The sequence below is a fragment of the Stakelama flava genome, from assembly GCF_019351405.1.
In the GTDB taxonomy this organism is placed as follows: domain Bacteria; phylum Pseudomonadota; class Alphaproteobacteria; order Sphingomonadales; family Sphingomonadaceae; genus Sphingomonas; species Sphingomonas flava_A.
Window position 1 is genome coordinate 88,190 of the sequence record NZ_JAHWZX010000006.1, and the last position, 14,645, is coordinate 102,834.

Annotated in this window: 12 protein-coding genes; 9 read left to right on the top strand and 3 right to left on the bottom strand. The window is 62.4% G+C overall.

What is annotated here, in order from left to right:
- Positions 1-96 precede the first annotated feature (96 nt).
- Together greB and KY084_RS08285 are read right to left on the bottom strand one after the other, a co-directional pair.
- A complete protein-coding gene (gene greB, locus KY084_RS08280) occupies positions 97-582 on the bottom strand; it encodes a transcription elongation factor GreB (protein ID WP_219237992.1) in 486 nt (161 codons plus the stop codon).
- Positions 583-680: 98 nt separating this feature from the next.
- Positions 681-2,684, bottom strand: coding sequence for a lytic transglycosylase domain-containing protein (locus KY084_RS08285; protein ID WP_219238077.1), 2,004 nt, complete (start codon positions 2,682-2,684; stop codon positions 681-683).
- Between the two features lie 74 nt (positions 2,685-2,758).
- Between KY084_RS08285 and dapA the strand changes: the two genes are divergently transcribed.
- The 8 genes from dapA (at position 2,759) to KY084_RS08325 (ending at position 11,888) form a co-directional block, all read left to right on the top strand.
- Complete coding sequence (gene dapA, locus KY084_RS08290; protein WP_219237993.1) at positions 2,759-3,637, top strand: 4-hydroxy-tetrahydrodipicolinate synthase; 879 nt, start codon at positions 2,759-2,761, stop codon at positions 3,635-3,637.
- Between the two features lie 138 nt (positions 3,638-3,775).
- Entirely contained in the window at positions 3,776-4,258 is a 483-nt protein-coding gene (gene smpB, locus KY084_RS08295) for an SsrA-binding protein SmpB (RefSeq protein ID WP_219237994.1), read from the top strand.
- Positions 4,224-4,811 (top strand): DUF2062 domain-containing protein, encoded by a 588-nt coding sequence (locus tag KY084_RS08300; protein WP_343227982.1) that lies wholly within the window; start codon positions 4,224-4,226, stop codon positions 4,809-4,811. Before smpB ends, KY084_RS08300 begins: the two co-directional genes overlap by 35 nt.
- Before the next feature lie 73 nt (positions 4,812-4,884).
- The gene (locus tag KY084_RS08305) at positions 4,885-6,972 is read left to right on the top strand and encodes a M13 family metallopeptidase (protein ID WP_246586994.1); all 2,088 of its coding nucleotides are present in this window, start codon (positions 4,885-4,887) and stop codon (positions 6,970-6,972) included.
- Between the two features lie 78 nt (positions 6,973-7,050).
- Positions 7,051-9,432: a response regulator gene (locus KY084_RS08310; RefSeq protein WP_219237996.1), complete on the top strand. Its 2,382-nt coding sequence runs from the start codon at positions 7,051-7,053 to the stop codon at positions 9,430-9,432.
- Positions 9,433-9,471: 39 nt separating this feature from the next.
- Complete coding sequence (locus KY084_RS08315) at positions 9,472-9,825, top strand: response regulator (protein WP_219237997.1); 354 nt, start codon at positions 9,472-9,474, stop codon at positions 9,823-9,825.
- A gap of 163 nt (positions 9,826-9,988) precedes the next feature.
- Positions 9,989-11,050, top strand: coding sequence for a recombinase RecA (recA, locus tag KY084_RS08320; protein WP_219237998.1), 1,062 nt, complete (start codon positions 9,989-9,991; stop codon positions 11,048-11,050).
- Positions 11,051-11,261: 211 nt separating this feature from the next.
- A complete protein-coding gene (locus KY084_RS08325; RefSeq protein ID WP_219237999.1) occupies positions 11,262-11,888 on the top strand; it encodes a glutathione S-transferase family protein in 627 nt (208 codons plus the stop codon).
- On the opposite strand, the gene KY084_RS08330 is transcribed toward KY084_RS08325, so the two are convergent.
- Positions 11,879-13,189 carry a dicarboxylate/amino acid:cation symporter gene (locus KY084_RS08330; RefSeq protein WP_219238000.1) on the bottom strand — a complete coding sequence of 437 codons (1,311 nt, stop codon included), beginning with the start codon at positions 13,187-13,189 and terminating at the stop codon, positions 11,879-11,881. The genes KY084_RS08325 and KY084_RS08330 overlap by 10 nt on opposite strands.
- Before the next feature lie 95 nt (positions 13,190-13,284).
- On the opposite strand from KY084_RS08330, the gene KY084_RS08335 reads away from it, so the two are divergent.
- Positions 13,285-14,553: a M24 family metallopeptidase gene (locus tag KY084_RS08335; protein WP_219238001.1), complete on the top strand. Its 1,269-nt coding sequence runs from the start codon at positions 13,285-13,287 to the stop codon at positions 14,551-14,553.
- Positions 14,554-14,645 lie beyond the last annotated feature (92 nt).

Genomic DNA, 14,645 nt, shown 5'->3' on the forward strand with positions numbered 1-14,645 from the left:
TCCGGCCCGTTGGAAGCGGGTATCTAGCGCGTCGCCGGGCGAACGCGAAGGGGAGTCCGTCGCGCACGCCGAACGGGTCGGCGCGGGCAGGCACGGTCAGGCGTCGGGATAGGCGATCGCCATTACTTCATATTCCCTTTCGCCCGCCGGAAGCGCAACGCGGCGAAGGTCGCCGACACTCGCGCCGCGAAGCGCACGCGCGATCGGTGAGTTCCATCCGACCTTGCCCTTTCCTGCATCCGCTTCATCATCGCCGACCAGCATCAGCGTGCGGCGGTTGTCGTCTTCATCGGCGATTTCAACGGTAGCGCCGAAGAACACCCGGCTGCGATCGGGCTGGTTGGCGGGATCGACGACCTTCGCCGCATTCATTCGCCGCGACAGCCAGCCGAGCCGCCGGTCGAGCTCGCGCAGTTTCTTTCGTCCATAGATATAATCGCCATTTTCCGACCGGTCGCCATTACCCGCCGCCCAGGAGATGATCTCCACCAGCTTGGGCCGTTCCTCGGCGAACAGCGCGTCATATTCCGCCTTCAGCGCGGAGTATCCCGACGGGGTGATGTAATTGGGACGGTTGGTCATCGCGGCAGGCTTGAAAAAATCCGCGCCGCCCCGCCCGCAAATGGGAGAATGGCGGCGCACGATTGGACTATATGCAGGTGGAAGGGGCGGCGCGGTGATCAGCCCGGTTTGTTCTTGCCAAGATACCAGGAAAGGTTCGCCGAGCCCCTCGACAGCGCATGCTGCTGATTCATAAGGTCATAGACCACCGCGTTTTCCAGCACGCGCTGCACATAATTCTTGGTTTCGTAGATCGGGATGTCCTCGATCCATTTGACCATGTCGACGCCGGGCATGCGCGGATCGCCATTGGCGCGAATCCATTTGTTCACATTGCCCGGCCCGGCATTGTACGCGGCGACGGCAAGCGGATAGCTGCCGCCATAATAGCTGAGCATCCGCTGGAAATAGCTCGATCCAAGCTGGATATTATATTGCGGGTCGCCGGTCAGCGAATCCGAACTATAGGCAAGTCCGATCTTTCCCGCCGCCTCCCGCGCGGTGCCCGGCATCAACTGCATCAGCCCGCGCGCGCCGGCATGGCTGATCGCGGCGGTGTTGAACTGACTTTCCTGCCGCGCGATGGCGTGGATCATCGTCCAGTCATTCTGATAGCCCGCAGGGACGGGAACCGATGGATAGCCGAGCGCCGTATAATCGGTGAGACCGTTCAGCCGGGCGCTGCGCCCGACCATCACGCCCAGATCGGGCCGCCCCAGCGACCGCGAAAGTTCGAAGGCGAGGGCATGATCCGTATCGCTTTTGGCATCTGCCGCAATCTGGCGAATGAACGCGGTCTGATCGTCCCAGTCGCCCTGCGTGCCCAGCAGCTGCGCGGCGCGCACCACTTCGCCGGAATAAAAGGCGTTGCGCGTATCATCGGCGATCTGCTGCGGCCCGTCGCCCGACGGACGACGCAGTTTTTCGCCCAGCCGTTCTGTCGACAGTTGGCCGTAATACAGGTCGGGAAAGCCCGCCGCTTCGCGATAATAGGCCTTGGCCTTTACCTGCTCGCCCGCCGCTTCGGCCGCGCGCCCGGCCCAGTACAACCCCTTGGACTGGGTCTGGGGGGTGCGCGATCCACGCGCATAACGGATGAACATGTTTTCGGCGTCGCCGGGCTTGCCCAGCTTGTAGAAAGCGGTGGTGCCCGCCAGCCAGACAAGGCTGGTATAATCGTCGCGCTCGCCCAGCGATTTTGTGCTCACATCGGTCGCGATCGGATAGGCGTCGTCAACCTGGCTGGCGATGGCATAGGCGGTCTGGTACTGGCCGTCATTCTCCGCTGCGCGGGCGTTGGCGAGCAGGACTTCATACCATTCCTCCGCATCGCCGGGACGTTCGGTCAGGTTATGCGGCTGCGCCAGATATTGGCGCACCACAGGACTTTGACCGTTGCTGCGAAGCCAGGTCGCGCGATCGGCGATGAAGCCTGCATGCTGGCGCGCGTCGCCGCGCACCTGCGAATCGAGCTGGCCGACATCGGACGAATTGGTGCGGAACGCCAGCCGCGCCGCGAATTCGGCGCGCCGCTGCGGCGATACGCGATAGAGTTCGCGCTGCGCGGCCGTAGTGGCACCCTGCCACAACAGGGCATCCATCCGCGCATCATCGTCTTCGGACTTGATCGAACCGGCAAAGGCGCCGAGCAGCCGCGCCTCATCCTCAGTGCGCATCACCCCGGCGCGCCAGGCATCGCGTGCCGCCTGCGCAGCGGCGATCGGCTGACCGGTGGCCATCAGCGCTTCGGCATAGCGGACGCGCCCCGTCGCGCTGAGCGGAGGAAATTTCGTGAAGAACTGAACGGCGAGGGTGGGCGAATATCCGTTGTCCATCGCGCCTTCGGCAGCGACACGGCGGCTCTTTTCGCCCGGCCAGCCGGGATGCGCGAGCAGGAAATCGGCATATTGGCTGAACGAATAGCTGTCCGATTGCTGAAGCTGCTTCCACTGCCGGATCGTTTCGGCGAGCGCCGCGTTACTTGCCGTGGAACTGGATGAAGCCATCCATCCCGCCACCGCGGCGCGCGCTTCGTTGACGCGCGGTTGAAGGGTGCCGGCGGATGCGGCAAGGCCGGATACACCGGCAAGCAAGAATATGTTCTTGAATACCATCGCTACCATGCTGGACATGATACGGAATCAATCCCTATCTGCCACCCTGAAATTACACGGTAGCGAGGAGTTTGTTCAAAACCATGTTCTCCGGTTCGATTCCCGCCCTGGCTACCCCCTTCCGTAACGGCGAACTGGACGAAGCCGCGTTTCGTGCTTTCGTCGAATGGCAGATCGAACAAGGGTCGTCTGCGCTGGTGCCGTGCGGGACGACGGGCGAAGCGGCGACCATGCCCAAGGAAGAGCATTTCCGTGTCGTGCGCATCTGCGCCGAACAGGCGGCGGGTCGGGTGCCGGTGATCGCAGGGGCGGGATCGAACGACACCCGCGTCGCGTGCGAAAATATCCGGGCGGCAAAAGAGGCGGGCGCCGATGCCGCGCTGATGGTGCCGCCTTATTATAATCGCCCCGGGCAGGAAGGTATTTTTCGCCATTTCGAGGCGGTCGTCGAAAGCTGCGACCTGCCGATCGTTCTTTATAACGTGCCCGGCCGCACCGTGACCGACATCCAAGTGGAGACGATGGGGCGGCTTGCCAATGCATTTCCCTCGATCGTCGCGGTCAAGGACGCGACCGGCATCCTGTCGCGCGTGTCGGCGCAGCGAGCGGCGTGCGGAGCGGACTTCTGTCAGCTTTCGGGCAATGACGAAACCGCGATCGGTTTTATGGCGACGGGCGGGCGCGGCTGTGTGTCGGTGACCGCCAATGTCGCGCCTGCGCTGTGCGCGCAGTTCCAGGCGGCGTGCCTTGCCGGCAAATACGGCGATGCACTTGCGCTTCAGGACCGGCTGTTCGCGCTTCACCTCGCCATGTTCGCGGATGCTTCGCCGGGACCGGTCAAATACGCGATCGGTCGCGTGCTGCCAGACTTTCCCACCGAACTGCGCCTGCCTATGGTGGAGCCGGGCAAGGAAGCGAAGCTGGTCGTCGACGCAGCGCTGGAGGCGGCCGGGCTGGTCTAAAGGAGCGGGCGGAAATCGTAGCGACCCGTTGATTGCGCGCCATCCTTCGTGCCGCTTTTAGGCGCGCGGTGCAAAAACAGCCGTTCTTCTTTGGTCCCGCTTTTATTTCACCGCCCATCGGCCTACATGGCGTCTCCCATGGCCCGACCCCGCACCCAGAGTTTCGACAAGAAGAAGACCGTCGCCGAAAACCGGCGCGCGCGCTTCGACTATGCCATCCAGGATACTTATGAGGCCGGAATCGCGCTTACCGGGACCGAGGTGAAGAGCTTGCGCTTCGGCGAAGGGTCGATTGCGGAAAGCTATGCCGAGGTGAAGGACGAGCAGGTCTGGCTGGTCAATTCCAACATTCCCGAATTTTCGCACGGCAACCGGTTCAACCATGAACCCAAGCGCGCACGTAAACTGCTGCTTCATCATCGCGAGATACAAAAATTGCATGGGGCAGTTGCGCGCGAAGGCATGACGCTTGTTCCGCTGTCTATATATTTCAACGGACGGGGGCGTGCGAAGGTCGAACTCGCGCTGGCCAAGGGCAAGAAGGCGCATGACAAGCGCGAGGCGATCAAGGAGCGGGACTGGAAGCGTGAACAACAAAGGCTTCTGCGCGACCGGGGATGAACCGGCGAACCGGAAGGCGGGAAAGGGCGGATTGATTGAGCGGTTCCACCGTGCGCTGCCGACCCGCGCCGGGATGGCGAGCAACAAATGGCTGCGCCCTGTCGCCCACCGGGTGCTTCATCCCGCCTTGTGGCGCTTCACCCGCCGTTCGGTGCCACGCGGTGTCGCGCTGGGCATGCTGACCGGCATGCTGGTCCCGGTGGCGCAAATCCCGCTGTCCGCGCTGCTGGCCTTTCCGGTAAAGGCCAATATTCCCGCTGCCGCGCTGACCACCTTTATCACCAATCCGCTGACGATGCCGCCGATCTGGCTTGCCGCATACTGGACTGGCAAATGGGTGCTCAGCATCGATGCGCGGGTCCCCGGGCGGCCGATTACCGTGCAGGCGCAGACGGGCTGGCTGCATTGGCTGGTCGCGGATGCCGGTCCGGCGACGATTGTCGGCCTTGTTGTCTTCGCGATCGTCGGGGCGGTGCTTGGCTATGCGATCAGCGCGCTCGGCTGGCGCTGGTGGATCGCGCACAAGTGGAAACGCCGTCGCAAGAGCGTTTGACTGTAGCGGGCAGTTTCGCGATACATCGTTACAAGTATCTGATGTAACCACCCATTTCGCGAAAGAGGATTTCATGCGGACCTCGCTTCTAGCCTCCACGTTGCTTGCCGGATCGGCACTGCTTGCATCCTGCGCCACGATGACGTCCCCTCAGACCAGCGCGGACGCCGTTCCGGCCAAGGACAAGCTGGCGGTTGCCCAGACCACACCGCAACAATCGAACAAGCCGCAGATCGGCACGTTCGGCTTCGATGAAGCGGGAATGGAAAAGGCCGTGGTTCCGGGCAATGATTTCTATGATTACGCCAACGGCACCTGGCAGCAGGAAACCAGCATCCCGTCCGACAAGTCGAATTACGGCCTGTTCACCGTACTGTCGGACCTGTCGCAGGAGCGCACGCGCAAGATACTGGACGAAGCGAAGAACGATCCCAATTCCAAGATCGGCACCGCCTATGCCAGCTATCTCGACCAGGCGGCGATCAATGCCAAGGGTCTGACCCCCATCCAGCCGTGGCTAAACACCATCAAGGCACTGAATTCAAAGGCCGGGTATCCCGCCTTGCTTGCCCAGGCAAACCGTGACGGCATCTCCGGCCCGTTCGCCCCCTATGTCGGGCAGGATGATAAGAATCCCGACTATTACGCGGCGCACCTCTATCAATCCGGGCTGGGCCTGCCCGATCGTGATTACTATCTGTCGGATGAGGCCAAATCAGCCGAAACGCGCGCCGCCTATGTCGCGCATATGGCCAAGCTGCTGAGTCTGGCGGGCGAAAACGATGCCGAGGCGCGGGCCAAGGCGGTCATGGATCTGGAAACCCGCATCGCCAAGGTGCACTGGACGCGTGTCGAGAGCCGCGACGCCAACAAGACCTATAACAAGATGACTCTGGCCCAGCTTCAGCAGGCGGCGCCGGGATTCAATTTCGCGAGCTTCTTCCGCGATCTGGGAGCGAATGTCGATTCGGTCATCGTCGCGCAGCCGAGCGCGATCACGGGCGAGGCAAAGGTGGTCGCCGACGCGCCGCTTCAGGCGCTGAAGGACCAGTTGCTCGTCCGGTCGCTCGACAGCTTTTCCGATGTGCTGCCCGAAGCGTTCGATCAGGAACATTTTACCTTTTACGGCACCCGCCTGTCGGGTACGCCGGAGCAGGAGGCGCGCTGGAAACGCGGCGTCGATTTCACCTCGGGCATTCTTGCCGACGATGTCAGCAAAATCTATGTCGAGCGCTATTTCCCGCCCGAAGCCAAGGCGGCTGCGGACGAGATGGTGCAGAACATCATCGCCGCGATGGGCCGGCGCATCGATCAGCTTGACTGGATGGCGCCCGAAACCAAGCAGAAGGCGCATCAGAAACTTGCCGCCTTCACGCCGAAGATCGGCTATCCCAGCAAGTGGCATGATTATTCCGATCTGGTCATCAAGCCGGGCGATGCGTTCGGCAACAATCTGCGCGCCAACCAGTGGAGCCATGATTTCGAGCTGAACAAGCTGGGCAAGCGCATTTACGACTGGGAATGGGGTATGACGCCGATGACAGTGAATGCCTATGCCAATCCCGGCAGGGTCGAAATCGTCTTTCCGGCCGCGATCCTTCAGCCGCCCTTCTTTGATCCCGACGCAGACCCCGCAGTGAATTATGGGGGGATCGGCGCGGTGATCGGTCATGAACTAAGCCATCATTTCGACGATCAGGGTTCGAAATATAATGCCGAGGGACGTCTGGTCGACTGGTGGACCGACGCCGATCACAAGGCGTTCGAGGCGCGCACGAACGCGCTGGTCGAGGAATACAACAAATACGAACCGCTGCCCGGAAAATTCGTCAACGGCAAGCTGACGCTGGGCGAAAATATCGCCGACCTTGCCGGGCTGACCGTGTCGCACGATGCCTATATGCATTCGCTGAACGGCAAGACACCTCCGGTCATCGACGGGTTTACCGCCGATCAGCGCTTCTATCTCGGCTGGGCGCAGGTATGGCGGCGCAAGGTGCGCGACGAAGAGGCCGCTCGCCGCTTGTTGACCGATCCGCATTCGCCCTCTCCGGCGCGGGTGTCGGTCGTGCGCAATCTCGACCCATGGTACAAGGCGTTCGACGTGAAGCCGGACCAGAAATTGTACCTTGCCCCCGATGCGCGGGTTCGCATCTGGTAAGTCTTTGACGGTAGCGGCGGATCATAACGCCGCTACCGGCTTGACCGGCGGCGGACGGCAGCACATCACGGCGCCGACATGGCAACGCTTCCCGCAAAAATTTCCACCAGGGCAGCCGCATTTCCCTATGCGGTAACCATCGCGTGCGGCGTGGCTGCCGCGCTAATCATCCTCACGCTGCTGGGCAATGCGTTCGTCGCCGCCGGCTTTGCGGGTGCGTCGCTGGTCATCGCCGGGGCGATGTATGGCTGGCATCGGATGCGCAGCGGGGAGGCAGAGCCGGAAGTCGTGATCGACTGGGCGCTCGCCAATCTGTTGGCCGAAGCAAGTTCCGACGCCGTGGCGGTTACCGATCGGGCGGGACGGCTGGTCTGCGCCAATTCGGCGTATCAGTCGATGTTCGGCGGCTATCCCACACCGCCGGCGCTGCCGCTGAACCACAGCGATGCGGAACTGGCTTCGGCGGGCCGTGCGGCGTGGCGTGACGGACTGGTTACGCTGGGCATCGTGCTGAAGGGCGGAGTGCGCGCCGCCGCGCGGATCGAACGCACCGGTGGTGAGATGCTGGTGTGGCGTTTCACCCGTTCAAGCTCGGCGGACCTGCCGCGGCAGGTCGAAACCCTGATCGGCGGCGATAGCGGCGACCGGCTCGGTTCAGCCGGCATCATGGCGGTCAGCCTGTCGCCGGACGGGAGAATACGGGCGGCGAACCGCGTGTTCCGGCTGCGCGCGACGGGCAAGGACGATTCGCCGGTCGAAGGCCGCGATTTCGCACGCTTTCTTGCCACCGATGGTCAGGGGCTGGTGCGCTTCGAACGCGAAGCGGGGGAAGGAACGCCGCTTCGCGTTCTGCAAATCCCCTTTGTCGAAGGCGAAGGCGCGCCGATGCTGATCGCGCTGCTGGATGAGGAAGACCCCGGCACGCCGGCGCAGGCGATGCATGCCGCCGCGCATGTCCGGTCGCTGATATCGCTGCTTCCGGTGGGGATGGCGCTGGTCGATCGCAACGGCCGGTTTCTTCACATGAACGACGCCTTCACCCGTGCCGCCGATGTTAGCGAGGTGAACCCGCCGCTTTACCCCGGCGACCTGGTGGTACGCGACGATAAGGGGCCGCTGGCAGACGTCATTCGCCGCTTCGCCAACGGCGCCGCCCATTCGGCCGATATCGCCATCCGCTTGAAAAACCGTGGCGAGGAGGCGGTGCAGCTTTCGGTCGCGGGGGCGCGCGGGCTGGGCGATGCGGCGGTGCTTCTGACGCTGAAGGATTCGGGGGAGGAAACCCGGCTGAAACGACAGGTGGCGCAGGCGACCAAGATGCAGGCGGTGGGTCAGCTCGCCGGCGGTGTGGCACATGATTTCAACAACATCCTCACCGCCATTCTGGGCCATTGCGATCTGATGCTGATGCGCCATTCGCCCGGCGACAGCGATTATGACGATATCCAGCAGATTCGCGCCAATTCCAACCGCGCGGCCAGCCTGACGCGGCAACTTCTTGCCTTTTCGCGGCAGCAGACGCTGCGCCCGCAGGTGCTGCAACTTCCCGATGTGATTTCCGAAGTGTCCAATTTGCTCAAGCGGTTGCTGGGCGAGACGGTGCAACTGGTGGTCCAGCATGGTCGCAATCTGGGGCCGGTACGCGCCGATCCTGGGCAGCTTGAACAAGTGGTGGTCAACCTTGCCGTCAATGCGCGCGATGCGATGCTGGCGAAGAACCCGAATGGTGGCGGTACGGTGACGATCCGCACCCAGGCGATCAGTCAGGCCGATGTCCGCAAAATGGAGGATGACGTTCTGCCGGTGGGCGATTACACCGCGCTTTTCGTTTCGGACACCGGAACGGGCATCCCGCCCGAGGCGCTGGGTAAGATTTTCGAACCCTTCTTCACCACCAAGGAAGTGGGCAGGGGAACCGGCCTGGGTCTTTCCACCGTTTACGGCATCATCAAACAGTCGGGCGGTTATATCTTCGCCGATTCGGTTCCGGGAGAGGGAACAACCTTCGCCATCTATTTGCCGGTGCATGCGGTTCGTGCCGGCGAGAAAAGACCGATCCCCGCAGTGCAGAAACCAAAGGCGGGCGATCTATGGGGTACGGGAACCATTCTGGTCGTCGAGGACGAGGATATGGTTCGCGCGGTTGCCGAACGCGCGCTCAGCCGTCAGGGCTATACCGTTCTTACCGCCGAAAACGGTGAGGCCGCGCTGGAAATGATCGCCGACGATCCGGCGCTCGACCTGCTCGTATCCGATGTGGTCATGCCCTCAATGGACGGACCGACCATGGCGGGGCACATCCGCAAACGCTATCCCGATCTGCCGATCCTGTTCATGTCCGGCTATGCCGAAGAGCAGTTGCGCAAGTCGATCGACATCGACAATGTCGCCTTTCTGCCCAAACCGTTTTCGGTTCAGCAGCTTGCCGAGGCCGCGCGCGCGATACTTGCGGAAAAATAAACTTGGCGATCCGGGCGCTTTGTGCTTGGACCCGGTGCGATGGCAGACCTGCAAAAGATATTCGTCGTAGAGGACGAACCGCTGATCGCGATGATGCTCGAGGATTTCCTCGACATGCTTGGGAAACAGGCGGTCGGGAGCGCCGATACCGTCGCATCCGCGCTGGAGCAGGTGGAAAGCGGCGGCATGGATGCTGCGATACTCGACGTTCATCTGCGCGGCGGTGAAAAGTCCTGGCCCGTCGCCGAGGCACTGGCCCGGAACAATATTCCCTTCATTCTCGCCACCGGCGGATCGGGCGAGATGATCGACCCCGCATTTCGCGACCGCCCGATCCTTGCCAAGCCGTTCACGCTGGACGGTGTCGGGGAATCGCTCGCCAAGCTGGGCTGAATTCGGGAGCATCAAACGACCGAAGCGTGTCCGGTCGGGTGCGCGGTTAACTCTGCGCAAAAAACTTTATGTTCCGCCCTTGTTCCATAAGAACAAATAGGATACATGCTGATCGCAGACGTTGAACGCGTATCAGACATGCTCTAGCGACGAGGGTTCACCAATGGCAGCATCTCTTAAGGTAGTCGACGACAAGATGGCAGGAAACACGGACCGCCAGAAGGCGCTCGACGCGGCGCTCGCGCAGATCGACCGCGCGTTCGGCAAGGGCAGCGCGATGAAGCTGGGCAGTCGCGAAGCGATGGAGATCGAAGCGATTTCGACCGGTAGCCTAGGTCTCGACATTGCGCTGGGTATTGGCGGCCTGCCACGCGGCCGCGTGATTGAGGTCTATGGCCCCGAAAGTTCGGGCAAGACGACGCTGGCGCTGCATGTCATCGCCGAGGCGCAAAAGGCGGGCGGTACGGCAGCGTTCGTCGATGCCGAACATGCGCTCGACCCCGTTTACGCCAAGAAGCTGGGCGTCGATATCGACGAACTGATCGTTTCGCAGCCCGATACCGGCGAACAGGCACTGGAAATCACCGACACGCTGGTCCGATCGAACGCGATCGACGTGCTGGTGGTCGATTCGGTCGCGGCGCTGGTCCCGCGCGCCGAGATCGAAGGCGAGATGGGCGACAGCCATGTCGGCCTGCAGGCGCGGCTGATGAGCCAGTCGCTGCGCAAGCTGACCGGATCGATCAGCCGTTCGCGCTGCATGGTGATCTTCATCAACCAGCTGCGCATGAAAATCGGCGTGATGTACGGCAATCCCGAAACCACGACGGGCGGCAATGCACTGAAATTCTATGCCTCGGTGCGGCTCGATATTCGCAGGACCGGCCAGATCAAGGACCGCGACGACATTATCGGCAATTCTACCCGGGTAAAGGTGGTCAAGAACAAGGTTTCGCCGCCGTTCAAGCAGGTCGAATTCGACATCATGTATGGCGAGGGCATTTCGAAGATCGGCGAAATTCTCGACCTTGGCGTGAAGGCCGGCATCGTCGAAAAGGCGGGCGCGTGGTTCAGCTATGACAGCACCCGGATCGGGCAGGGACGGGAAAACGCCAAGACGTTCCTGAAAGAACATCCCGAAATGTGCGAAAAACTGGAACGCGCCATTCGCGGCAAGGAAGATGAAGTCGCCGAGGAAATGATGACCGGCCCTGACCCCGACTGAAGACAGTGCGCGCGGAGGCGGACACATTGTCTGGCCTGCGCGGTCATGCAAATGGTGTCAGACCCGGCATCGCAAGGTGCCGGGTCTTCTTTTTTCGCGATCGGCTCATGGGGCGGTACGACCGGCGCCTTCCACGCGCTCTTTCGTATCGCGCGATCGCCGCATAAAAGGACGCGGTTCGACCTATCGGCCAGGATCGGAGGCTTTGCCAGTGACCATCACCGTCCATCACCTCGAAAATTCACGCTCGCAGCGCATTTTGTGGATGCTCGAAGAATTGGGGCTCGACTATTCAGTGAAGCGCTATGAGCGCAATACGAAGACCATGCTTGCGCCCGCCGAACTGAAGCGGGTGCATCCGCTGGGCAAATCACCGGTGATCGACGACGATGGCCAGGTCGTTGCCGAAACCGGCGCGATCGTCGAATATCTGGTGGAAAAGGCGGATGGCAGGCTCGGCCCGCTCGGCCATCGCGAATCGGTGCTGCGCTGGCGCTATTTCCTTCATTATGCCGAGGCTTCGTTGATGCCGCCGCTATTGGTGAAGCTGGTACTTGGCCGGGTGCCCCTGTTCGGCAAAGCGGCGCAGAAGCGGATCCAACCGATGATCGACGTGCATCTCGATTATGTCGAAAGCGAACTTGCCAGCCGGCCCTGGTTTGCGGGCGAGGAGATGACGGCCGCCGATATCATGATGAGCTTTCCGCTGGAGGCTGCGCGCGGTCGCGCCGGGCTGGACAAGGACCGCCCGGCCACGATCGCATGGCTGGAAAAAATCCATGCCCGCCCGGCTTATCGGGCCGCCCTCGAACGGGGCGGCCCGTATGCCTATGCCTGATCGGGGTGCTGCGCGAACCCTTTCGTGGGCGCGTGCGGCGGCTCCATTTCGGGCGGAGCTTCGGGATCGAGTTGTCCTTCCCAGCGCGCGATGACGGTGGAGGCGACCGCGTTGCCGATGACGTTGGTCGCTGTTCGCCCCATGTCGAGGAAATGATCGACCGCCAGGATCAGCAGAATCCCCGCTTCGGGAATGTTGAACATGGTCAGCGTCGCGGCGATCACCACCAGGCTGGCGCGCGGGACGCCCGCAATCCCCTTCGACGTCACCATCAGCACGAGCAGCATCGTGATCTGCTGCCCCAGTGAAAGGTCGATGCCATAGGCCTGCGCGATGAACAGCGACGCGAACGTCATGTACATCATCGACCCGTCAAGGTTGAACGAATAGCCGAGCGGCAGGACGAAGCTGGCGATGCGCGGCGGCACGCCATACCGCTCCAGCGCTTCGAGCAGGCGGGGATAGGCCGCTTCGGACGATGCGGTCGAAAAACCCAGCAGCAACGGTTCGCGAATATACCGCAGCAGATGGCGCGTGCGGCGTCCGACAAAGATGAACCCGAGCGCGAAGAGCGAGCACCACAGGATGAACAGCCCGATATAGACCGACATCATGAAATAGGCGAGGTTGCCGATGACACCGGGTCCGCGCTCCGCCAGCGCTCCTGCCACTGCGGCGAAGACCGCCACGGGGGCGAACCGCATGACATAATCGGTGATCTGAAGCATCACCTTCACCAGCGCATCGATCGCGCGGACCAGCGGCTTCGCATCTTCCCCCACCGCCGTGATGGCAACGCCGACGAACACTGAAAACACGACGATCTGAAGAATTTCATTGGTCGCCATCGCCTCGATCATCGAGGCGGGGAAGATGTGAGTGAAGAAATTGTTGAGGTTGAACGCGGCCTTGTCCACGCCCGATGCTGCGTCCGCCGCCGGAACGGCGAGGTTGAGCGCGCTTCCCGGTTGCAGGATGTGGACGAGGATAAGCCCGATGGTCAGCGACATCAGGCTGGCGCAGATGAACCAGCCGAGCGAGCGCAGCCCGATCCGGCCCAGCGCGCCGCTGTCGCCCATATGCGCTATCCCGGCGACCAGCGTTGAAAACACCAGCGGCGCGATGATCATCTTGATCAACCGCAGGAAGATGGTCGTCAGGATCGAGAAATAGCCCGCGATTTCCTTTAGCTGCGCGGCCGAGGCGGCGCTGCCGTCGTCGATCGCGGCGTTGAGCCCCCAGCCGACAAGAAGCCCGAGCACCAGCCCGAGCAGAATGAACATGGTCAGCCTTTTGGCCATTAACGCACCCCGTTTGAATTAAGCGCACAGGGAAGGGGATTGCGTGCGCCGGGTCAAGCGCCGCATGAAGGCGGCATGAAAAAGGGGGAATGGAAATGAGCGGGCGTTTTTCGATCGGTCGGCGCGAAATGCTCGCGCTCGGGGCAGCCGCTCCGCTTGCGCTGGGCGTTTCTTCGGTATTGCGTGCGGCCGAGCCGGACCTTTCCGACCTGCACGACATCACCACCGCAGCGGTGCCGATCGGTCCGGCGGAGCGTCGTTCGCGCATCGCCCGCGCGCAGGCGCTGATGAAGGCGAACGGCATCGGATCGGTACTGGTCGAGGCGGGAAGCTCGCTTGCCTATTTCACCGGCATCCGCTGGTGGCGCAGCGAACGGCTGACCGCCGCGATCATCCCGGTAGAGGGCGAGGTCATGATCGTCACGCCGTTTTTCGAGGAGCCCTCGGTTCGCGAATCGCTAGGCATCGCGGCAGATGTGCGCGTGTGGCAGGAGGATGAGGACCCGCTGAAACTGATCGCGGGGTATCTAAAAGAGCGCGGGCTTGCCGGAAAACCGGTCGGGATAGAGGAAACGGTTCGCTATTTCGCAGTGGATGGCCTTCGCCACGCATTGCCCGACGCGACGATCGTTTCGGCCAATCCGGTGGTGCGCGCGGCGCGGATGCGCAAGACGCCCGCTGAGATTGCGCTGATGCAGCTTGCCACCGACGTCACCATCGCTGCCTATCGCTGGACCTATGACCGCGTCGAAAAGGGCATGACGTCGGGCGAGATTTCCGCACTGATGAGCGCAGCCACGCGAAAACTGGGCGGCGAGGTGGAGTTCAGCATGGTGCTGCTGAACGAAGCGTCCGCCTATCCGCACGGTTCGAAACAGCCGCAAAAAGTGATCGATGGCGGCGTGGTGCTGATGGATTGCGGATGCACCGTGCACGGCTATCAGTCCGACGTTTCGCGCACCTGGGTGCACGGCGCGCCTTCCACCGCGCAGCGCACGGTATGGGATCAGGTCCATCGCGGGCAACATGTCGCGATCACCGCGGCAAGGCTGGGCGCGCCTGCCGGAAGCATCGACGATGCGGTGCGCGGCTATTACGAAGCACTCGGCTATGGTCCGCGCTACAAGTTGCCCGGCCTGTCGCACCGCACCGGACACGGCATCGGCATGGACGGGCACGAACCGGTGAACCTGGTTCATGGCGAGAACGAGCCGCTGGACGTGGGCATGTGCTTTTCCGACGAACCGGGCATCTACCTTCCGGGCAAGTTCGGCGTGCGGTTGGAGGACTGCTTCCACATGACCGAGGCAGGGCCGAAATTCTTCAGTGAACCGCCGCAAAGTATCGATGCGCCGATGGGGTGAGGCGGTGGACAGCGGTGCAGCCCCGGACGCCCTAACGTGTCGAAGGGCGGCCTTCGCCACGTTCCGCCCGAGCGGCATGGCGATTGCCATGA

Coding starts and splice junctions, on each gene's coding strand:
- KY084_RS08305 (WP_246586994.1), top strand. CDS start 4,885: ATGCGGACCTCGCTTCTAGCCTCCACGTTGCTTGCCGGATCGGCACTG.
- dapA (WP_219237993.1), top strand. CDS start 2,759: ATGTTCTCCGGTTCGATTCCCGCCCTGGCTACCCCCTTCCGTAACGGC.
- KY084_RS08310 (WP_219237996.1), top strand. CDS start 7,051: ATGGCAACGCTTCCCGCAAAAATTTCCACCAGGGCAGCCGCATTTCCC.
- KY084_RS08285 (WP_219238077.1), bottom strand. CDS start 2,684: ATGGTAGCGATGGTATTCAAGAACATATTCTTGCTTGCCGGTGTATCC.
- recA (WP_219237998.1), top strand. CDS start 9,989: ATGGCAGCATCTCTTAAGGTAGTCGACGACAAGATGGCAGGAAACACG.
- KY084_RS08315 (WP_219237997.1), top strand. CDS start 9,472: ATGGCAGACCTGCAAAAGATATTCGTCGTAGAGGACGAACCGCTGATC.
- greB (WP_219237992.1), bottom strand. CDS start 582: ATGACCAACCGTCCCAATTACATCACCCCGTCGGGATACTCCGCGCTG.
- smpB (WP_219237994.1), top strand. CDS start 3,776: ATGGCCCGACCCCGCACCCAGAGTTTCGACAAGAAGAAGACCGTCGCC.
- KY084_RS08330 (WP_219238000.1), bottom strand. CDS start 13,189: ATGGCCAAAAGGCTGACCATGTTCATTCTGCTCGGGCTGGTGCTCGGG.
- KY084_RS08335 (WP_219238001.1), top strand. CDS start 13,285: ATGAGCGGGCGTTTTTCGATCGGTCGGCGCGAAATGCTCGCGCTCGGG.